The sequence below is a fragment of the Saccharospirillum salsuginis genome (assembly GCF_014651855.1).
GTDB lineage: Bacteria > Pseudomonadota > Gammaproteobacteria > Pseudomonadales > Natronospirillaceae > Saccharospirillum > Saccharospirillum salsuginis.
In genome coordinates this window covers 169,782-191,601 of the sequence record NZ_BMXR01000005.1, presented here as the reverse complement: position 1 = coordinate 191,601, position 21,820 = coordinate 169,782, and the positions used below count along the sequence as shown (strand labels likewise).

Annotated in this window: 19 protein-coding genes; 11 read left to right on the top strand and 8 right to left on the bottom strand. The window is 60.1% G+C overall.

Annotated elements, in window-relative coordinates; all coding sequences use genetic code 11:
* Position 1 precedes the first annotated feature (1 nt).
* Positions 2-1,006: a sterol desaturase family protein gene (locus tag IE111_RS11410; protein WP_189608691.1), complete on the top strand. Its 1,005-nt coding sequence runs from the start codon at positions 2-4 to the stop codon at positions 1,004-1,006.
* Here IE111_RS11410 and IE111_RS11405 read toward each other — a convergent pair.
* The 3 genes from IE111_RS11405 to IE111_RS11395 all read right to left on the bottom strand — a co-directional run bounded on the left by IE111_RS11405 (position 950) and on the right by IE111_RS11395 (position 4,179).
* Positions 950-1,990, bottom strand: coding sequence for a FecCD family ABC transporter permease (locus tag IE111_RS11405; RefSeq protein WP_189608690.1), 1,041 nt, complete (start codon positions 1,988-1,990; stop codon positions 950-952). The two genes, IE111_RS11410 and IE111_RS11405, sit on opposite strands and share 57 nt — an antisense overlap.
* A complete protein-coding gene (locus IE111_RS11400) occupies positions 1,987-2,991 on the bottom strand; it encodes a FecCD family ABC transporter permease (RefSeq protein WP_189608689.1) in 1,005 nt (334 codons plus the stop codon). Before IE111_RS11400 ends, IE111_RS11405 begins: the two co-directional genes overlap by 4 nt.
* Before the next feature lie 267 nt (positions 2,992-3,258).
* On the bottom strand, positions 3,259-4,179 hold the full coding sequence (locus tag IE111_RS11395; protein WP_189608688.1) for an ABC transporter substrate-binding protein: 921 nt from the start codon (positions 4,177-4,179) through the stop codon (positions 3,259-3,261).
* Positions 4,180-4,812: 633 nt separating this feature from the next.
* On the opposite strand from IE111_RS11395, the gene IE111_RS11390 reads away from it, so the two are divergent.
* Both IE111_RS11390 and IE111_RS11385 read left to right on the top strand, forming a co-directional pair.
* Positions 4,813-5,172 carry a hypothetical protein gene (locus tag IE111_RS11390; RefSeq protein WP_189608687.1) on the top strand — a complete coding sequence of 120 codons (360 nt, stop codon included), beginning with the start codon at positions 4,813-4,815 and terminating at the stop codon, positions 5,170-5,172.
* A 234-nt stretch (positions 5,173-5,406) separates the two neighbouring features.
* Complete coding sequence (locus tag IE111_RS11385) at positions 5,407-6,684, top strand: aerolysin family beta-barrel pore-forming toxin (RefSeq protein WP_189608686.1); 1,278 nt, start codon at positions 5,407-5,409, stop codon at positions 6,682-6,684.
* A gap of 586 nt (positions 6,685-7,270) precedes the next feature.
* On the opposite strand, the gene pobA is transcribed toward IE111_RS11385, so the two are convergent.
* The 4 genes from pobA to IE111_RS11365 form a co-directional block, all read right to left on the bottom strand.
* Positions 7,271-8,485: a 4-hydroxybenzoate 3-monooxygenase gene (gene pobA, locus IE111_RS11380; protein WP_189608685.1), complete on the bottom strand. Its 1,215-nt coding sequence runs from the start codon at positions 8,483-8,485 to the stop codon at positions 7,271-7,273.
* Positions 8,486-9,050: 565 nt separating this feature from the next.
* The gene (locus tag IE111_RS11375) at positions 9,051-9,935 is read right to left on the bottom strand and encodes a helix-turn-helix domain-containing protein (RefSeq protein WP_189608684.1); all 885 of its coding nucleotides are present in this window, start codon (positions 9,933-9,935) and stop codon (positions 9,051-9,053) included.
* Positions 9,936-10,015: 80 nt separating this feature from the next.
* A complete protein-coding gene (locus tag IE111_RS11370; protein ID WP_229805326.1) occupies positions 10,016-10,708 on the bottom strand; it encodes a VWA domain-containing protein in 693 nt (230 codons plus the stop codon).
* Positions 10,705-12,252, bottom strand: coding sequence for a hypothetical protein (locus IE111_RS11365; RefSeq protein WP_189608683.1), 1,548 nt, complete (start codon positions 12,250-12,252; stop codon positions 10,705-10,707). Before IE111_RS11365 ends, IE111_RS11370 begins: the two co-directional genes overlap by 4 nt.
* 462 nt (positions 12,253-12,714) lie before the next feature.
* Here IE111_RS11365 and IE111_RS11360 point away from each other — a divergent pair, with 462 nt between their 5' ends.
* The 4 genes from IE111_RS11360 to IE111_RS11345 all read left to right on the top strand — a co-directional run bounded on the left by IE111_RS11360 (position 12,715) and on the right by IE111_RS11345 (position 16,068).
* Positions 12,715-13,506: a response regulator transcription factor gene (locus IE111_RS11360; RefSeq protein ID WP_189608682.1), complete on the top strand. Its 792-nt coding sequence runs from the start codon at positions 12,715-12,717 to the stop codon at positions 13,504-13,506.
* Positions 13,499-15,130: a sensor histidine kinase gene (locus tag IE111_RS11355; protein WP_189608681.1), complete on the top strand. Its 1,632-nt coding sequence runs from the start codon at positions 13,499-13,501 to the stop codon at positions 15,128-15,130. Before IE111_RS11360 ends, IE111_RS11355 begins: the two co-directional genes overlap by 8 nt.
* Positions 15,131-15,212: 82 nt before the next feature.
* Positions 15,213-15,800, top strand: a complete 588-nt coding sequence (locus IE111_RS11350; protein ID WP_189608680.1) for an exopolysaccharide biosynthesis protein — start codon at positions 15,213-15,215, stop codon at positions 15,798-15,800.
* Between the two features lie 103 nt (positions 15,801-15,903).
* Positions 15,904-16,068: a hypothetical protein gene (locus tag IE111_RS11345; RefSeq protein ID WP_189608679.1), complete on the top strand. Its 165-nt coding sequence runs from the start codon at positions 15,904-15,906 to the stop codon at positions 16,066-16,068.
* A 58-nt stretch (positions 16,069-16,126) separates the two neighbouring features.
* Here the strand turns inward: IE111_RS11345 and IE111_RS11340 are convergent, their stop codons facing one another.
* Positions 16,127-17,011 carry an AraC family transcriptional regulator gene (locus tag IE111_RS11340; RefSeq protein ID WP_189608678.1) on the bottom strand — a complete coding sequence of 295 codons (885 nt, stop codon included), beginning with the start codon at positions 17,009-17,011 and terminating at the stop codon, positions 16,127-16,129.
* A gap of 156 nt (positions 17,012-17,167) precedes the next feature.
* On the opposite strand from IE111_RS11340, the gene IE111_RS11335 reads away from it, so the two are divergent.
* The 4 genes from IE111_RS11335 (at position 17,168) to IE111_RS11320 (ending at position 21,771) form a co-directional block, all read left to right on the top strand.
* Positions 17,168-18,181 carry an aldo/keto reductase gene (locus tag IE111_RS11335; RefSeq protein WP_189608677.1) on the top strand — a complete coding sequence of 338 codons (1,014 nt, stop codon included), beginning with the start codon at positions 17,168-17,170 and terminating at the stop codon, positions 18,179-18,181.
* A 131-nt stretch (positions 18,182-18,312) separates the two neighbouring features.
* Positions 18,313-18,909, top strand: coding sequence for a TVP38/TMEM64 family protein (locus tag IE111_RS11330; protein WP_189608676.1), 597 nt, complete (start codon positions 18,313-18,315; stop codon positions 18,907-18,909).
* A 254-nt stretch (positions 18,910-19,163) separates the two neighbouring features.
* Positions 19,164-21,089: a S8 family serine peptidase gene (locus IE111_RS11325; protein WP_229805325.1), complete on the top strand. Its 1,926-nt coding sequence runs from the start codon at positions 19,164-19,166 to the stop codon at positions 21,087-21,089.
* Between the two features lie 196 nt (positions 21,090-21,285).
* Positions 21,286-21,771, top strand: coding sequence for a hypothetical protein (locus IE111_RS11320; protein ID WP_189608674.1), 486 nt, complete (start codon positions 21,286-21,288; stop codon positions 21,769-21,771).
* The last annotated feature ends 49 nt before the right edge of the window (positions 21,772-21,820 follow it).

Below are 21,820 nucleotides of genomic sequence, written 5' to 3'. Positions count from 1 at the left end.
CATGATGCCGGGTTTCAATGACGTCCTGTCATCGCTGACGACCACTTTTCTGGACCCGTCCAAGCGGGTGTTCGTCGGCTACCTCTTTCTCGCCGCCGTGATCGGTGCCCTGGTCTGGATGGCCCAGGGACGGTCCTGGCGGCACTACCCCCGTGCGGTCCTCTCCCGCCGAATCTGGTGGTCTCCCTCGGCACGCGCCGACTACCAAATCCTGGTGATCAACCAGATACTGTTCCTGTTTCTCGCCCCCTGGCTGTTAAGCCATCTCACGCTGGCGACCTGGCTGTTCGAGCAATTGCATCGCTGGATCGATACCCGGCCGTCCGTCGGTCTTGGTTGGCCGGACTGGAGCATTCCGATCCTGTTCACGCTGAGCCTGTTCCTGCTCGACGATTTCGCCCGATTCTGGATCCATAGACTGATGCATCGCGTTCCCTGGCTGTGGGCTTTTCATCAGGTGCATCACAGCGCCCGCGTGCTGACACCACTGACCGTGCTGCGCACCCACCCGATCGAAGGCGTGTTGTTCTCGTTGCGCTCGGCTGTGGTCAACGGCGTCTGCATCGGCGGGTTCGTGTTCTTCTTCGACAGCCGGGTCGATCTGGTGCTGGTGGTGGGCAGCAACGTCTTCGTGTTTCTATTTAATCTCGCCGGTTCGAACCTGCGTCACACCCACTGCTACCTGCGCTATCCCGCCTGGCTGGAACGCTGGCTGATCTCGCCGGCCCAGCATCAGGTGCATCATTCGGCCGAGCCGCGTCATTTCGATCGCAATTTCGGGGCGGTGTTGGCGATTTGGGATCGGCTGTACGGCTCTCTGTTGGTGTCGGAGCCGACGGCACCAAAACGGTTTGGCGTTACCCGCCGGCGCCGACCGGGCGAGCAGAAACTGGTCACCCTGTACGGGTCGCCGTTTCTGCAGGCCGCTCGTGTTATCCGAAGATGGGTGTCAGTGCGTACGACGACGATAAAGCAGGTAAATAAAGAAGGGCGCGCCCACGGCTGAAACGAAAATGCCCGCCGGCAGATCCTGGGGCAAGAAGGCGGAACGACCAATCAGATCGGCCAACAGTAACAACAGAGCACCGGTCATACAGGAGCCGAGGATCAGCCCCGGCATGGTCCGACCGGTGAAGCCCCGTGCCAGGTGCGGCGCGATCAAACCGACGAAGGCGATGCCGCCGGCGAACGCCACGGCCGAGCCGGCCAGAGCGACACTGCACAGCAACAACAACAAACGATAGCGGCCGACGGCCAGCCCGAGACCCAGGGCATGGCTGTCATTCATGCCCATCAGGCCCAACGGCCGGGCCGCCAGCAGGGTCAGCGGCACAAAGCCCGCCACCCAGGGCAGCATCCCGTACACATCCTGCCAACCGGCCCCGTACAGCGACCCGGTCAGCCAGACATAGGCCTGAATGGTCGTGCTCATCGGTCCCATGACCAGGATCAGAGTCACCACGGCCTTCAATGCCATGGCCAGGGCGATACCGACCAGCACCAGACGGATGGGGAGTACGCCGCTGTTTTTCCAGGCCAGGGCATAGATGGCCATGGAGGCGATGCCGGCGCCCACCATGGCGACGGGCGGCAGGAAGGCAATGCTGCCGCCGGCCATCAGAGACAGATACAGCATCGCCGCCGCGGCCGCACCGTCGCTGATGCCGATGATATCCGGTGAAGCCAGCGGGTTGCGCACCACCTGTTGCAAGATGGCGCCGGAAACGCCCAGCCCGGCGCCGACCAGCACAGCCAGCAGTCCGCGCGGCAAACGCAGTGTCTGGATCACGAATTGATGGTCGCTGCGCTCGGGCTGGAACACGCCGACCGCCACATCCAACGGCGTCAGCATCGTACTGCCAATGCACAGGTAGGCCACAAACCCGGCCAGCAGAATCACAAGCAATAACAGGCAGCGCAGTATTGTCTGGCGATGAAACGCCAGGGCCAGGTGTTCGGAGCGGCTGCGGAGCAGGTAATGAGTCGTCATAGGCTGGGGCTGCGTTTGCGGGCGACGTAAATGAAAAACGGCGTACCGACCAGGGCGGTCAGTGCGCCGACGGGAATTTCCTGCGGCGGCACGATAAAACGGGACAGGGTGTCGGCGGCCAGCAACAGGGTCGCACCGAGCAGGGCGGCGCCCGGAAGAACCCAACGATGATCCCGGCCGAACAGGCCGCGTGCCAGATGCGGGATGATCAGGCCGATGAAGCCGATCACGCCGGCCAGGGCCACCGAACCGCCGGCGAGAATCACGATCACCACGCCCAGCAGAAGGCGGGCGACCATCACCCGCTGCCCCAGACTGCGCGCCACGTCCTCGTCGAGCATCATCAGGTTAATCTGCCGGACCATCAACGCCATCAGTACCAGGGCCGCGACGAAGAACGGCAGGAAGGGGGTCAGGGTATCCAGCGACTTGCCGGCCACGGAACCGCCCAGCCAGTACAGGATGCCTTCCAGACTTTCCCGGTTCAGAATCAGAATCCCCTGAGTGAACGCGACGAACAGGGCGGTCATGGCGGCGCCAGCCAGCACAATGCGCACCGGCGAAGCGCCGCCCGGCCCTTGCATGCCGAGCAGGTAGACCATCACCCCGGCCACGGCCGCGCCCAGAAAGGCGAACCAGATGAACTGGGAAATGCTGGTCAACGACAGGAAGGTGAACGCCACCGCCACGAAAAACAGTGCCCCGGCATTGATGCCGAACAGGGTCGGGGAGGCCATGGCGTTGCGGGTCATCGCCTGCATCAAAGTGCCGGACAAGGCCAGGCTGGAGCCGACCAGCATGGCCAGAACGGCTCGGTTCAACCGGTTGGAGCGCACGATGATGTGCTCGGTCACAGCGGGGTCGTAGAAAAACAGGGCGTCGAAGACGGTGCCGAAGGTCATCGGCGTCTGTCCAAAGGCGATGCTGGCGAAGGTGGCCAACAGGGTGATCAGCAAGGCGATCAGCAAGCCCAGGGTTTTCAGGGAGGGCGTATTGAGCACGTCGAGGTTCCCAAAAAAGCAAGAAATAAAAAGACTTTTGAGGTTGGGTTCGCCACTGAGGCGGGGGTAGCCCTCCCTGGGGCCGCCATGAACCCGTCCATGGGGGCTTGGGTTCGGTCCGGGCTGGCGCTCCAGTCCATGCCTCAGACATCCCCTGAGAGGGCTACCCCCGCCTCAGGGGCTGGCTGCCCTGCCATCGATCCCGTAGGGTGGGACGGTACGTCTGGTCCGGCACCCCGGTTTCGGCCGCCCACCAAGACACTTGAGTTACTCCAGCCCGTAGTGCTCGAAGATGCTGTCCACCATGCGTTCGGCCGCCAGCGGTCCGCCGGCCATGTTCCAGTCGACTTCATCGACGCGGTAGACCTGATCGTTCTTGACGGCGTCCAGCGTGTTCCACAGCGGGTGGCTGGTCCAGTCTTCGAAGTTTTCCACAACGGTCGGGTCGGTCTCGGTAATGAAAATGAAGAACGCATCGGCGTTCATGCTCGGGATGCTTTCCTTGCTGGTCAGCTTCACGCCCCAGACGTCCTCTTTGTGCGCTTCGGGGCGTTCGAACCCGAGCTCGTTCAGAATGTTGCCGGCGAAGCTTGAGTAATAAATTCGGGCGTGGTCGTTGCGGAAATTCAGCAGGGCGACCTTTTGCGGCCAGTCGATGCTGTCGAGCCCGGAGACTTCGTTCTGGAATTCCGCGATTCGCGCGTCCCATTGCTCGTGCCAGGCGTCGGCTTCGTCCTGGTGGTCGGTCGCCTTGGCGATCAGGTCCAGGGTTTCCTTGAACATGAAGACCGTCTCGTGCGTCACGGTCGGTGCGATCTGCGCCAATTGATCGTAGACCTTTTCGTGACGCATCTTGGCCGCGACGATCAGATCCGGGTTCAGCTTGGCGATTTCTTCGAGGTTGGGCTGGGTTTCCAGGCCGACCTGGGGCACACCGTCCAACTCGTCCCGCAGGTAATGGTACATGGGCTTCTCGACCCAGGATTCGACGACGCCGACCGGTGTGATTCCCAGCGCGACAGCCGCATCGGTCGCACCCTGATACAGGGTGACAATGCGTTTCGGAGTGTCCTCGAGCGTTGTCGTGCCCATGGCATGCTCAATGGTGACAGAGTCGGCGTGGGCCAGACCGCCCAGAACCGCCGCGACAGAGAGCGCGGCCTTTTTCATGATCGATGTGCGTCGCATAGGTGTGGGTCCTTACTGCAGCGTCAGTGATTCGGCAGGTTGCGCCCACGCTTTACAGAAAGAGGGAGAGGGGAAAAGCGAGGACGAACCTGGCTGAGTATAATATTGATAGGTGTTCTCATTTTCAATACTGTTTGAGAGGTATGCTCACTTGTAAATGGCTGCCATGCCATTGCGACGTGCGAGCGAAGTCTGGAAAAATTATTTGCAAATGCTAATTATTATCATTAGCATGGTTCGTGAAGGTCGATTCAGCACCGAACCCCGGGTTGGAGCACGGTCCACATAAAACCCGGGGAACAGGGACGCCTTCGAGCTTTGCATGATTTGGGACGAAGCTCTCCAGACGCCTTTACTCTCCCTCTGTCGTTCAGGGGTCTGGTTGAAACGGTAAGCGGGCAGGGAAGCCTCGGTGCTGGATAGTTTCCGGCCGGGATGCATCGGTGAGCTCCGACATCCCGGCTGGTTTTTTTGCCACTTGAGCGTTGAAAGGAAATCGTCATGGAACTGTCCGATAAAATTCTCGCCCTGGTCGGTGTCAGTGTGGTGTTCGTTCTGGCGGTACTGGTCGTCAACATGGGCGTGTTGCCCATCTGAAATTCACCCCGGCATTCAGACGACAGGTAACGCCGCATGGCCGACACTCAACTCCCGTCCTCCCATCAATTGCTGCACAAAATTCGATTTGCCCGCGAGCCCGACAACCCCGCATTGATTCAGTACTGGTTGCAGACCGATCTTTCGGGCACGGAGACCCGAGAAGGTACCGATTGGGATCGACTGCGCCTTCAATACCACCTGTTGCTCGACACCATTAATGACGTCAACTTGCCCGTGCGTTGGCGCTGCGCTTGCCTGGACGCCATCTACACACCCTTACAGCGAATGGAAAACCTCGCCCGCGATTCCGCATTGAAACGTGAAGTGCGTCGCCTCTATTTTGAAGTCACCATGTGCCGTCATTGTTGTTTGCCGAAGAAGGCCTTGCACTGACTGAAACAGTGCGCAAAAAAACGACGACTTACGCACAAATCACGACCTTTCCTTTGCACGCCTGAAAGACAATCCGTCATGATGGTGTTGTTGTACGACAATTCCACAAGGAGCCGGAATTGCCGCAGTACGTTGACCGTTTGCACAGCATTCGGTCGGCGGGGTTCTGTCATCAAAACGACTTGGTGTCAGTTCAGCGAACCACTGCCCATAGCAACAATAAAGGAAAACAACATGACTCTTTCCAGCTCCAAGGCCACCCTGGCCTTCGCACTGACCGGCGCTCTGTCCTTCCCCCTGGCCGTTCAGGCTCAAGTCAACGACGACATTCCGAATTACTCGGACAAGATGTACGGTCAGCAGGATGCGGCCAGTCTGAAGTACAGTATTATTTCCGACGCGGATTTTCACAAACCACTGGCGTACCTGGCGCATTACCTGGGGTATGGCTGGTGCGGCGGCACCGGATCACAGTACGTCGGTGAAGACTTCAGCATCTATCAGGACAACAGCAGTCAGTACACCCTCCAGGCGCGGTACAACAGCAACGACCCCTACTCGGGCGGGTATCGCTCCAGTGAACGTCTGAAGATGCAACTGAAGAACATTCGCTTCGTCACCAACCCGGCCGACCTCGAACTCGGTGAGCCGCAGGTGTACAACCGGGTACCGATCAAGACGGTCACCTATGAAATCCGCAACGAAGGCAACACCACCGACACCAAGGTCGCCACTCTGACCTACGACGAAACCGAGAGCTGGTCGAAGGAAGAAAACTATTCGTTTTCCGAAACCATCGGCATCACCAACACCTACGAGTTTGACCTGGGTGTGATGGGCAGCAAAACGGAAATCAATGCGGAATTCAGTGCCACCCAGGGCTGGAGTGAAACCAACGGTGAAACCACCACGGTATCGCAAAGCGCGCAATACCGGGCGGAAATGCCACCGCGTACCAAGCGCGAAATCACCATCACCTTCTTCAAGCAAACGGCCGATATCCCCTACACGTCCCAGATGTACATGGACTACGACCTGACGTATGAGAACTTTTTGCGTTGGGGAGGCAATGCCCGGACCGACCACCCGACCGATCGCCCGTGGGAGGTCTACACCTTCGGTGAACGTAACGGGTTCAACGCGGCCGAAGATGTGCTCGATCAATACCTGCACCGGCAGATCAATGGCTACAGCCAATGGGATTGGGACTGGATGATCAACGAGTTCGGCGCAGGTTCCATAAGATGGGCTCTGGGCAACATCACCAAACGCAAGTACGGTGCCCCTATGAACGGCAAGTTCACCGCCGTCGATGCCAGCCAATACAACATCACCGCCGGGCCGGCGGTACCGCTGGATTCCATTTCGAAGCACGAGCAACCGTCGGAACGTATTCGGCGCAGCACCGACAGTGGCGATGTCACCCTGGTGAATGTCGAGAATTACGACTGGGAGAATCGTGTGACCAACGTAAACCTCACGGTTGAAGGGGCTCTGCAGCAGTCCATGTAATGGTGGTGCCAGTGGATTGTTTCTGTGCCACTTTTAACTTCGGCACGGTACGATCCGGTGGCATGAACCCGCACCCGCCACCGGGTATGCCCCTGGCGGGTCGCTGCAAGTACATCCATGTAAGCTCGGCGGTCCGCGTCCCTGCGGACCGACGTCCCGCCAGTGGCATACCCGCTACCGGGCGCTGACTCTCTCCATTCAATTACCTATCCCCTCCCTTGAAACCGAGCAACTCACCTAGGTGCACATATTTGCCAGTAAAAACTCACCTGTTCGGTAGTGACACTCTTCATATCCGCTTCGGTCGACGAACTCTGGATAGCCAGTTGCTTTCAGCATGGTGGAATGAATTGATGTAGGGCGGGATGTTGCGTCGGATTAGCGCAGGGTACCGGGTGCTCCACTGGCGGGGCGTCGGCTCGCATGGATGCGAGCCGCCGAGCCTACATGGATGTACTTGTGGCGACCCGCCAGGGGAGTACCCGGTGCCGTGCGCGGATTCCTGGCACCCAATAGCAGGGTGCCCCTCAAAAAGGTGGCGAGGAATAAGCTCTTGGCACTAAATTAAGATAGGCAGAAGTCGAACCTACCTCAGTTCCTCATACGGCAACCCGACATACTGTTCGGCGATGACGCGTCGACCGGCTTCTGAATTAACGTAGTAGTCGAGTTCGGATTCCATGAAGCGTTTGAAGGTTTCGCCTTCGACGCCATTGGACTGAATTTCATCGTCGTAGTTGTGCAGCATGTTGGACATCCACCAACTGAAACGTTCGCCGTTCCAGACTCGACGCAACGCAATCTCCGAATACTGACCGATGCAATCGGTGTCGCCCTCCTTGTAAACCCGCTGCAGAATCTTGTACAGCGTCGCCACGTCCGAAGCCGCCAGGTTCAGACCCTTGGCACCGGTCGGCGGTACGATGTGGGCGGCATCACCGACCAGGAACAGGCGACCGTATTGCATCGGCTCGCAGACGAACGAGCGCAGCGGGGCGATGCTCTTTTCGATACTGGGGCCGGTGATCAGGTCGCTGGCCACATCGCGCGGCAGTCGGGTTTTTAGTTCCTCCCAGAAACGTTCATCGGACCAGTCTTCCACTTTGTCGGTCAGCGGCACCTGCAGGTAATAGCGCGAGCGGGTGTCGGAACGCTGACTGGCGAGGGCAAAGCCGCGGTCGGTCTTGGCGTAGATCAGTTCCTTGTGCACCGGCGGGGTGTCGGCGAGCAGGCCGAGCCAGCCGAAGGGGTAGACGCGTTCGAATTCCTTGCGTTCGGTTTCCGGTATGGTCTGGCGGGAGACGCCGTGGAAACCGTCGCACCCGGCGATGTAGTCGCAGTCGAGACGGTGGGTTTCGCCGTTCTTGGTGTAGGTGATGTAGGGGTTGTCGCTTTTGACGTCGTGCGGTTGAACGTCGCTGACTTCGTACTCGGTAACCAGACCCGCGTCTTTACGGGCGTGCATCAGGTCGGCGGTGATTTCTGTCTGGCCGTAGCACATGACGGTTTTGCCGCCGGTCAGTTCTTTCAGGTCAATGCGGTAGCGCTTGTCGTTGATGCTGAGTTCCACGCCGTCGTGAACATGCCCTTCCCGATCCATGCGCTCGGCGACGCCGGCTTCGCGGACGAGGTCGACAAAACCCTGTTCGAGAATGCCGGCGCGGATGCGGCCGAGCACGTAGTCGCCGCTGACGCGTTCGAGAATGACGTTGTCGATGCCGTGCTTGGCGAGCAGTTGGCCGAGGAGCAGGCCGGATGGGCCGGCGCCGATGATGGCGACCTGGGTTTTGCTGGTGTTCATGGTGTGACCCTCTTGTTGTTCGGTTAACCCACAAGGGTTGGACAGTTCGGATATGGTCAGTCAGAGGGTTTCGTCACTGAATGCACGGAACGGGTTAATACTTGTACTTTTCGTAAGGGGTGGTGAGTGGTAGTGGGATGGTGTGGTGGTTAGTTGGTCAGGTGGTTGTGGTCCGCGACCGGTGGCGGGGGATACCCTTCCGGGGCCGCCGTGTACCCATCCATGGGGGCTTAACTTCGGCATCCATGCCTCAGATATCCCCGGAAGGGTATCCCCCGCCGCCGCCCGCTCACGACGGTGCCTCAATCAATAAACAGTCCCTTTTTCATTAGGTTTAAGAGAATTCAGTTAGCTCAAGTTTGCGAATTCGATAGGGGCTAGCGCCGGGTGCCGGGTAGACCTATACGGGGATGTCGGCCGCCCGGACGGCGGCCGTCAAGCCCCCATGGATGGGTTGAGTGGGCGGCACCCCGCGCGACCCCGTATAGGTCTACCCGGCAACCGGTGCGGGTTTAGGCACAATAGTCGTATTCCACTGATCTAAAGAATGGCTACGTAGAAGCCATCAATACCGTTCCCGATACTCCTTGGGCGACTCTCCCACCTGCTTCTTGAAGAACCGAGAAAAATACCCGGGGTCGGCGAACCCGAGGTCGAACGCGATCTGGTCGATGTGGTTTCGGGTGTAGATCAGCTTCCGCTTGGCTTCGACGGTCAGTCGTTCCTGAATCAGTGACTTGGCGTTTTTGTGCATGCCCAGATGACACAGTCGGTTGAGCCGGTGCGGAGTGAGGTTGAGGGCGGTGGCGTAGTCTTCGACTTTCCAGTGGTCGAGGTAGTGGTCTTCGATCAGTTGGCGGAAGTCGTGGAGGACGGAGACGAGTTCGGTGTTGTCCCGGGCGATGGCGCCCTGGCGGTTGCGTTGCCGGGCGACGGTCATGAGCACGAGGCGGACGAGCCATTCGCACATGGGGCGTCGGCCGGCGTAGAGACTGTTGAATTCGGTCTGGAGGTCGCTGAGGTAGCGTTTGAGCTGGTCGTAGAGTTCAGAGTCTGGGTCGAAGTGGAGCAGTTCGGTCTGGCCGAGCAATGGGTCGAAGTAGGGGCGACAGGGGGCGAGCTCTTCGCGCATAAGCAGGGTTTCGGCGACGGTGAGGACAATGCCCTTGGTATCGGGGGCGAACTGGAAACCGTGGATAACGCCCGGGGGGATGACCAGGCAGGCCGGGTCGTGGGAGGTGAGGTGTTGGTCGTCCAGGCTGGCTTCGACGGCGCCCCGGTAGAGGACGATGAGTTGCAGCATGCGCCCGTGGCGGTGCGGGGTGATGGTCCAGTCGCGATCGCGGCTGCGCGAGGCGATGGGTTCGATGTGTATGAAGTCGGCGCTGTCGGCAAGGTCGTGCTCGCCGTAGAGGGTGTACAGCGGTACCTGGTCAAGCGATTGGGGCATGGCCGGTGTCCTGAGTGTGCTCGGTCATGCCCCAGTATCGTTCAAAACGCACGGATGCGTCGAACGATCGCTGTGTTCCATCAGCGCAGGGCGATCAGCCGGTCCATGCGTTCCAGGTCGTTCAGCACGCGCCAGCGGCCGCCGCCGTCGATGACGCGGCTCTGCCATTCCTCCAGGCGGTTCTCGTAGTCGCGCGGGTCGATGTTGTCCTGAGTCAGTTTGGTCACGTTCAGCGCGACCACTTCAATGCCTTCGACGTCGATCGGGAAGTTGCGCACGTGGCCTTCGGGCAGGTCCTCTTCCAGGTCGGAGAAGATCAGCACGTATTTCTCGTCGGCGCCGGTCTCGTTCAGGAAGTCGACCGCCTGCAACACGCCGCCGGTGATGTCGGTGTGCGCGCTGCCGCGTTCGATGGCGGTGATGAACTTCTGCATCCGGTGCTGGAACAACCGCTTCTGGTCGTTGGCCGTACTCGGCCGTTCGTCGAAGGTGGCTTTGGCGACGATGTCCTTTTCGCTGAAGCTGGCGCTGTCGATGCGGGCAAGGGCGAGCGAGTCGCCGCTGCCCAGTGTCGCCAGCAGGTAGTTCATGATCTTCTCGGCCTTGTCCAACTGCTGGGTGTAGGTGCCGGAGGTGTCGATCAGCATGTAGACGGACCGGTTCTGGACCGGCGGTTCGCCGCAGCCCGAAAGCAGGCTGCCGACGAATCCGGCGATGACCAGACCGAACACCAGGCGTCGGGTCATCGTAGCGGCGGAATTCACCAGTTTCATGATGTGGCCTCCTGTGCGGTTGGGGGTTCCGGGTCGATTTTCGGCGTGCGGCGGCGTTTCGGCGCTCGCTTGGCCGGTTCCGGAGTCTCGTCCAGGTCGAACGGCGGCTCTTCTTTGGCGGCGGTGGCGTTCGCTTCACGCTCGACCAGTCTCGGTGCTGTGGAACGCTCGCGGATCAGGCGTTCGACGCCCAGCGGCACCATGATGATCAGGTCGTACACATGCGCCAGGATCTGGCAGGCGTGACGACTCAGCGAACCGACCAGACGCAGACCGACACGAACGGTACGCAACAAGCCGACCGTGAGGATGCCGAGCACGGTGCGCAGCGCGTGGATGAAGGATTCCAGCGGGATCGCCACGAAGGCCAGGGCGAACGGCAGGATGAAACCCATGACCATCTGGCCGATGGACGGAATCCAGCGGAACTGGGCTTCGACCACGCCGACCCCGGCCAGCGATTGCTGCAGTGCGGCGCGGTCCAGTGCCAGCAGGTCGCGCATGTAGGCGAGCGAGGCCTCGATGCTGGCCAGGATGGTCAGAATGGTCAGCGTAATGACGATCATGCGCCGGCGCAGCCGGTCGTCCATGCTGCCGATCACCGGGAACAGGTGGGTGATGCGCAGCGACTCCAGCAGGAACAACCCCATGGCGATCTCGACCAGGATGATGACCAGTGCGGCGATGTCGGACGTCTTCAACGCACCGATATAGCTGTTGCCGCCAACCATTTCGGACATCGGCAGGGCGATCAACTGGAAGTTGATCAGACCGCCGAGGCTGGCGATGACCAACACCAGGCCGGCGATGAAGAACTGCGTGATGGACGAGGCGGTCAGGGCATTCACAGCCGGTTCCTCGGCTTTGCGGATGGACTCGTAACGGTCCATCTGGCCGTCGATGGTGCGGGTGCGTTCTTCCAGGCTGTCGAGCGTCGATTTGACCTTGTCCATGTTGCCCTGCAGCGAGCGCCAGTGCGGTTGCATGGCGGACAGGTGGCGGTGCCGCTCGAGCGTGGCTTTCTGGAACGCCTTGAGTGTTTCCTCGTGCGAGTCTTCGATCGCTTCCTGGATGTTGGTCAATATCTTGTTCAGAGCCGGGTCGGCGCTGCTCGGCAGGCTGGCGATGGTGTCGACAACTTCGGACCAGGCCGGCGGCAGTGGCGTCGACTGGATCGATTCGCGGTAGTCGTCCTCGATCTTGTCGATGGTGTCGGCGATTTTGCGGTGCAGCGTGGGGTATTGGCCGAGATCGCGGTCGACCAGGGTGCTGACCCGGGTGAACTCGCGTTCGATGGTTTTCTCGGCGGCGTTGCGCCCCATGGCGAGCAGGACGTCACGATTGCGCTCGACCAGGCGCTTTTCCAGGCGCAGAACGGCGTGAGCGGCCAGGCGCATGGCGTTGAACAGGGCGCGGCCGGTGGTTTCAAACAGTTGATGGGCCTGGCCACGCCCCAGGTACAGGACGGTGACCAGGAGGACGAGCCATATGGCGGCGGACACGGCGATGGTGTCGGACCAGACGGTCAATAGTTGCATGAACATAAGGGTTCCTCCTTTGGTTGACGGAGGAGAGTGTCGAACGGCCCGGTGAAAAATCTGTGAGTTGTGCTATTAACCCGTACAGGAGGTTGGGTAAGCTCTTCCGGAGACCGCCGTAAATACATCCATGTAGGCTTAGCTTCGCCATCCCTGGCTCAGATGTCCCCTCCAGAGCTGACCCAACCTCCGGTACTAGCCATCATCGACGTATTCCACTTTTCCGGGGTAACCTGTAGGGCAGAAGTGGTCCGACACATCGGGCGACAGCGTTATCTGCCAAGTGGGCGAAGCCCACCCAACAAACCCCCACGCCATCCACCGCCCCAAAACCGGTAGATAACGGCCTTCGGCCTCTTCTACCCTACGGAGGGGCACATCACCCCAAAAACCGGACCCGCTTCACAAAGCCACAACAAACCCCGGTGCTACACTGGACGGTCCAAAGCCGTAACTGCCGTAACCACCATGACCACCATTCTCTGGGTAGAAGACCAAAGCCACTGGATCGAGCGTTTCAAGCCGGTGCTGGAGAGCACAGACTTCGGCGTAGGGCGGACGGAGGTGGTGACGTTCAAGTTCGCCGAAGCGGCCTGCCAACACATCCGCCAGGCGCCGAAGCAGCCCGATGTGGCCTTGTTGGACGCGCATATGGGCGGCAACAGTCTGGCCGGTCTCTCAGTATCCCGGGCGTTGTTGAAGCGATGGCCGGGGGTGCCGGTGTTGTATCTGTCGGAGCACAGCGGGACGGACATCGAGCAGGAGGCGTTCGAGCAGGGCGGCACCCGGGATTTCATCGCCAAGCATCAGCGTAATGTGGAGGCGGTATTGTGCTGGCGGATCCGGGCGGCGCTGCGTCAGGCGCAGGCCGGCGGCGGTGAGCAGGCGGGCGATGAGATGCTGCGCAGCGGCTCGCTGAGCATCGATACGCGCACCTGGGAGGTGTATTGGCGAGGCACGCGCTTGATGAACCCGGCCAATGCACGGCGGCCATTGGCGCCGACGCCTAGAAAGATTCTGCGGTTTCTGGTGGAGGCAGCGCCGAGTCCGTTATCGACGTTTCAGATCGCGGAAAAGTTGGATGCGGACCCGGAGCGGTTTTCCTACGCGAATTACCGTCAGCACATTCGCACCTTGCGCCGGGCGTTCGATCAGGCCGAGGAAGAGACGGGCGCGTTCACCGAGCGATGCAAGGCAGGCGAGGGCATCGTGACCTTCGGGGATGAGGAGTCGTATTGTTGGAGGCCGGACCATGGCTGAATCACAGGGTTTGAATGGCAAGACCCATCCCTATTTGCCGTCTCTGAAGTTGCGTTACGGTTGGCTGAGCAGTTTCTTTGGCCTGTTCCTGGTGGCTTATTTCTTCCTGATGTCCGAACCGGAGTTGATCGCGTTTTACGACGTGCCGGCCTTTGTGTTCGATTACAAAATCAAGGCGGCGCTGACGGCGATTTTCTTTATTTTCCTGATTCACGATGTGCACCGCTTCGGTCGGGATCGCAAGCGGAACCGCAAGCAGGTCAAACGCTTTCAGGATGAGGTCGACCAACTCTGGCAAAGCCGCAAACAGTTGCAGCAGAAAGTGCACACCTACGCCGGCCATGCCGATAAGTTGAAGCTATTCATCAGCGACAAACTGCTGGAATACATCGAGTACGACGAGAAATTCCTGCACTTCAAGAGCATCGCCGCCGAGGTGCGCCACAACGGTGTGATCGGCTTCGACAAGGTGCAGGCGGTGTTGGAAGCCAGCCTGGTCCGGCTCGATGAAGCCGACAGCGGCTATGAGGAAACGCGGGACGCGCTGGATCAGTTACGCTACTTGTGGGACCTGCTGGATCTGGCGACGACCGACAACATCGCCCTGCACATCGCCAATCAACTGTGCGATCTCGAAGAGCAGTATTATCAACAGGTATTGGACCCGGAGTCGGCCGCCACCCAATCGTTGCAGCCGGATTTCTCACCGGTGCGCGCGCTGGAACGCGCCCTGACCCCGCTGCTCGAAAACGGCCCGGCATTCAAAACCGAACTGGCCCGGGGGCTGCCCTGTCGCTGGCAGGACGACGCGACCTTCTGGGTCGACATTCAACCCTGCGGGGCCTTGTTGGGGCTGGAGAACCACTGGGTGCTGCTGTTGGAAAACCTGCTGAAAAATGCCCAGTTCTTCAGTGGCAAACGCCCCTACCGCCACAAATATCGCCGCGTCGCCGTGAACCTGACCGAGCGGGACGGTCTGGCCTGCATCAGCGTTTTCAACGGCGGGCCACCGATCTCCGAGGAGGACCAGGCCAAGGTGTTCCAGCTCGGCTATTCGACGCGCAAGGTGAAGGAGCATCACGGCAAGGGCCTGGGGTTGTTCTTCGTCGGTGAAATCGCCAAGGGCTATGAAGGCCGCGTGAACATCACCAATGTCGCCAACACCGGCGGCTGGCTCTCCATCCGTGTGACGTTGGCCGACGGCCGGGTACTGACCCAGATGGTGGACATCGTGCTGGAGGACGAGTTGCCGCGCGTCCGGCTGAACCCGGACGAGGCGCCCGACAAGCAACTGGAATTCGAGTATGACCAGGCCATTACGTCGGTGGAGGTGTCCCGGGCCGGGCAGACCGAACCGCACAGCCTGACCGTGGCCGATGCCCGGTCCCGCTCGTCCTGGCTCGACCCGGCCACACCCGGCCGCCCTGCCTGGGTGCTGGACATTCACAACAAGGGGCGCCAGGCCACCGCAAGCTTCCAGCCATTGGACATTCGCGGCGTCGAATTCCGTGTCGAGGTGCCGCTGGCCGAAACCCGACTCGCCGGGGACGACGCCGATACGCTCGAAGACGTGGACGTTGACCGGCTCAACGAACCCTTCAGAGCCCTGGGTACATCTGACTAACGGAGCGACGGTTGTAATCACACGCCGGCGACACAAGGCTAGGGAACAGCCTTCGGTCTTCGAATGGAAAGGGAAACCAGTCATGTCACACGACATCACCAATCTCTCGGGGCTGATCGACCGCATCGCCCAGACCGTGCCCGATCGCAAACACATTTGCCTGGACGATGTGCTCAGCGCCACCGGCACCCGAACACTGGGACCGATCCTGCTCTTAGCCGGCCTGGTCATGCTGGCACCGATTCTGGGCGATATTCCCGGCGTCCCCACACTGATGGCCCTGTTGGTGTTATTGGTCGCGTCCCAACTCATGTTCCGCAACGGCCCGCCCTGGTTGCCAAAGTGGCTGCTGAACCGTACGGTCAAACGCGACACCCTCTACAAAGCACTGGACTGGTCGCGCCGCCCGGCGGGTTTCATCGATCGCTACACCCACATCCGCTTGACTCATCTGGTCGTCGGTCCGGGGCGCTACCTGATTGCGGTGGTCTGCATCGCCATCGCCCTGGCAACCCCCTTGATGGAAGTCGTACCGTTCAGCGCGAACGGCGCCGGTCTCGCACTGTCGATTTTTGGGTTGGCGTTGATTTCTCAGGATGGCGCCTTCGCTTTGGCGGCGTTGATCGTCGTTGTGTGTCTCTTTGTGTTCATTGGCTTCAGCGTGATTTAACGGAACTTTTCATGAACCCTGGTCTCTAAGTTGACTCGGAACGGCGTAAGCCCAAATCCGAGCGGTACTCTGATCCAAAAACGACACTAAGGAGACTGGCAGCATGAGCAAACTGAAGGCAATGATGTTTCTCAGCGTTTTCTTCGTCGGCCTGATCGGCCTGCAGGGTTGTTCGTCCATGACGGGCGACGACGGCATGATGAAGGACGACATGAAAAGCGAGGAAATGAAAGACGACGACATGATGGAAGACGATGACGAGATGTGACGTCCGTTTTTCATAACACAGTAGGAGGGTGTGCCTCCTACTGTTTCCTCCTCTGGGATCAACTGGCCAGACTGGCCCGCATCGTGTCCCGATCCTGCCCCGGTGGCGCCCCGAACAGTTTTCGATAATCCCGACTGAACTGCGACGCGCTTTCGTAGCCGACGCTGAACCCCACCGCCGCGACATCCTCCCGGGTCAACAACAACCGCCGCGCTTCCTGCAGTCGAATCTGTTTCTGGAACTGAACCGGCGTGGCCTGGGTGACCGCTTTAAAGTGGCGGTGGAAAGACGCGGGGCTCATGTTGATCATTCTGGCAAGGTCCGTGACGCGCAGAGGCTGATTGTAGTGCTCTCGGATCCAGGCGGTAGCCCGGCCGACGCGGGCCGTATGGCTCTCTTTCAAGCCCAGGTGTCGTAGCGGTTCGCTAAGTTCGCTGCCGAGCAGTCGCCAGGCGATTTCCTTCTGGATGAGCGGGGCGAGAACGGGCATATCCTCTGGGTGGTTCGGCAAGGCCAGCAGGCGCGTGAGAGGATCCAGCAAAGTCTGCGGAATGTCAGCGGTCTGCAGGGCTGCACGTGGCTGAACCTGGGGCAGAGCGTCCGCCCGTTCAACCAGCAGATCGCCCACCGTGACCGGATCAATCGCGAAGCTGAATGCCAGGTAGGGGGTTTCCGCCGAAGCCCCGGTGATTCGGGCGGTGACCGGAACATTCACCGACGCCAGCAAGCACTGACCGCTCGTATAGTGAAACGCCTGATTGCCCAGCATGCTCATTTTCGACCCCTGCAACACGACACAGAGCGATGGCTGGTAAACGGCGCGTATGATCCCGCTCGGTGTGTCTGTGCGGGTGATACGCAGGCCATCCAGCGGTGGTTCGGCGCCGTAGCGATGCCACAGGGCGTCGGTGGCGGTAATTAACGGTTCCAGTATCGAAGTCATGGCGCAAGATTAGCACTCGCAGAGACGGACCGCACCGGTCAGCACGACACGATGAGAGGATCGGGCAAGACCGTGAGAGAAACGGATAGCTGGAATGCGCATCGCGGTTGATAACGTGTTCAGGCGTTCACGAGCAACCACTCAAGGAGATCACTCATGCGTATGAAACAACTCGGCCACAGCGGCCTGTTCGTATCCGAACTCTGCCTCGGCACCATGACGTTCGGCGGTGGCGACGACATGTGGGGCCAGATCGGCCAACTGGGCCAGAGCGACGCAGACGCCCTGGTTAAAACCGCCCTCGACGCGGGCATCAACTTCATCGACACGGCCAACATCTACGCCGGCGGTGCTAGCGAACGGATTCTCGGTCAGTCACTGCGCAATCTGGGCATACCGCGCCATGAAGTCGTGGTCGCCACCAAGGTGTTCGGCCCCATGGGCGAAAGCCCCAACGCCATGGGCGCCTCCCGCGGACACATCATGACCCAGGTCCGGGCCAGCCTGGAACGGATGGGGCTGGACTACATCGACCTCTACCAGATCCACGGCTTCGACCCGGCGACGCCCATGGTCGAAACGCTGGAAGCATTGAACACGCTGGTGCAGCAAGGCCTGGTACGCTACATCGGTCTGTCCAACTGGGCGGCCTGGCAGGTGGTCAAGGCCGTCGGCATCACCGAGGCTCGCCGGCTCGCACCCATCCTGTCGCTGCAGGCCTATTACACTTTGGCCGCCCGCGATCTGGAACGCGAGATCATTCCCATGCTGAAATCCGAGAACATCGGTTTGATGGTCTGGAGCCCGCTGGCCGGCGGTTTGCTCTCCGGCAAGTACGACCGCAAGGGCGCAGGTGATGGCCGGCGCGACGGATTCGACTTTCCGCCGGTGAATCGGGATCGCGCCTTCGATGTCGTTGATGTCATGCGCGATATCGCCGGGGACCACGAAGCCAGCGTCGCCCAGATCGCCCAGGCCTGGCTGCTGCACCAGGACGCCGTCACCAGTGTGATTGTCGGGGCCAAGCGAGTCGAACAGTTGACCGACAACATCCGTTCGACCGAGGTCCGGCTGAGCGATCAGGACCTGGCGAGACTGGATGACGTCAGCCGGTTGCCGGTGGAATACCCGGGCTGGATGTTCGAACGCCAGGGTGCCTATCGCAGCTGATTTCCATCGGTGCGTTTAAACAGCGGCCGGAGATTGGCCGCTGTTTGCGGTTCGATCCATGACTTCTGCCACTGACACCCGGGACCAGAGTTTTTAGGATAGATGGCCGATGTCATTGAAAGGAAATCCGTTTGAAACGCGCAGGACTGCTGTTTTGGGGTCTGGCCATTGCCTTCGCATTGTATTTGTACGCGCAATTCCTGGTCCGGGACCTGGCGAGAACCGTCGCCTTTTTTTCCTGGCTGGCCCAAAGCCAGGGCAGCGCGCTGATTGTCCTGTACGTTGCTGTCCTGTGCCTGCGTGGACTCTTGTTGATCCCCAGTACGCCGCTGTTGTTTATCGGCATTGCCCTGTTTCCACCCTGGTTGGCGTATGCGTTGAACATGATCGGTATTCTGGCGTCTTCCTGGCTGGTGATCCTGGCGGTTCGCCATATGAGTCTCGGTCCGCGCCTGGAACGTAAACTGTTGCGACATCCGAAGGCGGATCACATCAAACGCCAGACGCAGAAATATGGTTTGCCGGTTGTCATCGGCTGGAGTTTCTTTCCCTTCGCACCAACCGACCTAATTGTCTACATCGGCACCCTGGTGCGCATCCGCACCGCCAGCATGCTCTCCGGTGTGATGATCGGGGAGGCCGTACTGAACGCGATTTATGTCTTCGGCGGGCACCGACTGTTGGCGGAATTGTCAACCGTCGAAGGGGCGGGCATGCCGCCGTTCTGATTACAAATCGGGTCATTGATGAATTTCGTTCACGGATTCCGACTCACGCGCTTCACTGTTTTGTACTACTTCTCACTCTGGCTGTGATGGCGGTCATTAAATCGCCAGAATGTCACCATTCGGTCAACAGTTTGTTAATCAAGTCTCAGAAAACCGTCATTGAATCGTCACAATTGCGCCTCCCTTTTGACGCCCTGTGCGGAGTATCGCAGTGGCGTTGGACGTACACATAATAAACAATGGACGGTCAAGGAATGCTAAAGAAGAACTCCTTTTTAATGGCTTGCGCCGGTGTCTCCGCTTTGACACTGGCCGGATGTCTCGACCTGGACGGACACGCCCGCCCGGTCGGTGACGACAGCGCGAGTGACGCGACGCAAAACGAAACCACACCCGACAACGGTGCGGACTTCAACGCCGGCAAGATCGGCGAAACCGGCCGCTACATCGTGAAATACGATGAACGCCGGGCCAGCCTGCAACGCAGCAACGGCACCTTCTCCACCCGCTCGGCGGACCACATTCTCTCGCGTGCCGGCGGTGCGACGTCCCTGATGCACCTGAACGATCTGCAAGCCAGTGTCGCCGAATTGAGCGACGAGCAGGTCGAACAGTTGCGCAACGAAGACGCGGTCGCCTATGTCGAGCCGGACCCCGTTCGCTACCTGCTGGCGGAAGACACACCCTACGGCATCACCCGCGTACAGGCCGATCAGGTTCTTGATGGCGCCACTGTAGATTCTAAGGTTTGTATTATCGACAGCGGTTACGACATCAATCATCCGGACCTGCCGAATGCGGGTATCACCGGCAGTGTCACCAGCCAATACGCCGGTAACTGGAACCACGACGGTAACGGACACGGCACCCACGTCGCCGGCACCATCGCGGCGTTGGGCGGCAACGGCATTGGCGTGGTCGGTGTGAATCCGTCCGGTCAACTGGGCCTGCACATCGTCAAGATCTTCAACAACAACGGCGACTGGGCTTACGGCTCGGACCTGATTCAGGCCATCGAGCAATGCTCCGATTCGGGCGCGAGCGTGGTCAACATGAGCCTGGGCGGACCCGGTTCCAGCCAGTCCGAACGTCAGGCCATGCAGAACTTCTACGACAACGGCATGCTGTTGGTGGCGGCCGCCGGTAACGACGGTAACAACCGTTACTCCTATCCGGCGTCCTACGATGCGGTGTATTCCGTCGCGGCGACGGACAGCAACAACAACCGCGCCAACTTCTCCCAGTACAACAGCCAGGTCGAAATCGCCGCGCCGGGCGTGAGCGTGCGCTCCACAATTCCGGGTGGCCGTTACGCCTACTTCAACGGAACCTCGATGGCGACCCCGCACGTCGCCGGTGTCTCCGCGCTGGTGTGGAGCAACAACCAAGGCTGTTCGGCGCAGGACCTGCGCAACGCTCTGAACAGCACCGCCGTCGACCTCGGTTCCGCCGGTCGTGACATCTACTACGGCCACGGCCTGATCCAGGCGAAGGCCGCGCACGACTACCTACAACAGCAGGGCTGTTCCACCGATACAACCGAACCGGTGTTGATTGACCTGGAGAGCGGCGTGGCCGAGTCGAACCTGGCGGACACCAAGGCCGCACCGGACGACGTAGCCTACCGCATCGCGGTTCCCGAAGGCGCCACCAAGCTGGACATCCAGATCAGCGGCGGTTCGGGCGATGCCGACCTCTACGTCAAACAAGGCGAAGAGCCGACGAAGTCCAGTCACGATTGCCGCCCGTACCGTCAGGGCAACAACGAGCTGTGCAGCTTCAGATACCCGCAGCAGGGCGACTGGTACATCATGCTGGACCCGTACACCGACTACTCCGGTGTCACCCTGACCGCGACGGTTGAAGCGCCGGACAACGGCGGCGTCTCCGAGCAGGATGACAACCTGTCCGCCGACAAAGGCCAGTGGTTGCGTTACACCCAGGAAGTGAAAGCCGGTGACAGCAAACTGAGCATCAGCATCGCGCGCGGTGAAGGCGACGCCGACCTCTACGTGCGTCATGGTTCGGACGTCAGCCGGAAAACCTTCGATTGCCGTCCGTTCGAAGACGGTAACGAGGAAAGCTGTGTGATCGAGAACCCGGCCGAAGGTACCTGGTACATCGGTATCCACGGTTACGAAAACTTCGAAGGGCTATCGCTCATTCGCGAAATCGAATAACGTCGGAAACCCCGAAACAACCGAACGGCTGACTCACCTCAACCGTTCGGTTCAATTGGCTGCATCGACTGCCCAGGTCGGTGTGGCCTTTTTTGGTTATGGGTCGTTCACGGAAAGAAACAGAGGCGGACAGATGGTGTGTAACAACAAGGGTTTGAATGGGAGAGGGCTTCGCCGGTGTGCGCTGACCCTGTGCTTGGGTGCCGCGTCGGCGAGCCTGGTTGCGGACGATCGCAACCTGAGTGTCGGTGTGGGCAGCCAAGCATTGGCGTTGTCTTACGCGGAGTCGGAGTCGCAGCAGTTGTTTCTCGGCCCACGCGTCCATCTTTCCGCTGCTCACCGGTATTTTCGGATCGTCGGTACCGTCTATCAAACCGTGGATCAAACCGATGCCACGCTACGGGTGGATGGTTTCTCACTGGATATTCACACCGGCGTCAATCTGGATTCGCAAGGGTGGACCGCTTACGTCGGCGTGGGGCAGTTTCAGGAAACATGGTTGGTGGACTACCAACCGGAACTGGAAGCCGTGGCCTACTATGTGTCGGCCGGTGGCGGTTACCACTTCAAGCGGGGGTCGCTGGAAGCCGAATGGCAAATGCGCGGCAACCCCTATGGCGGGCTGGATACACCGCCCGACGCCTACATGGCCGCGAGCGTGTCGCTCAGTGCCCGGTTCTAGCGCAGTCGAATATTAAGCGAGAAGAGTGACCGCCGACGGCGAATGCATC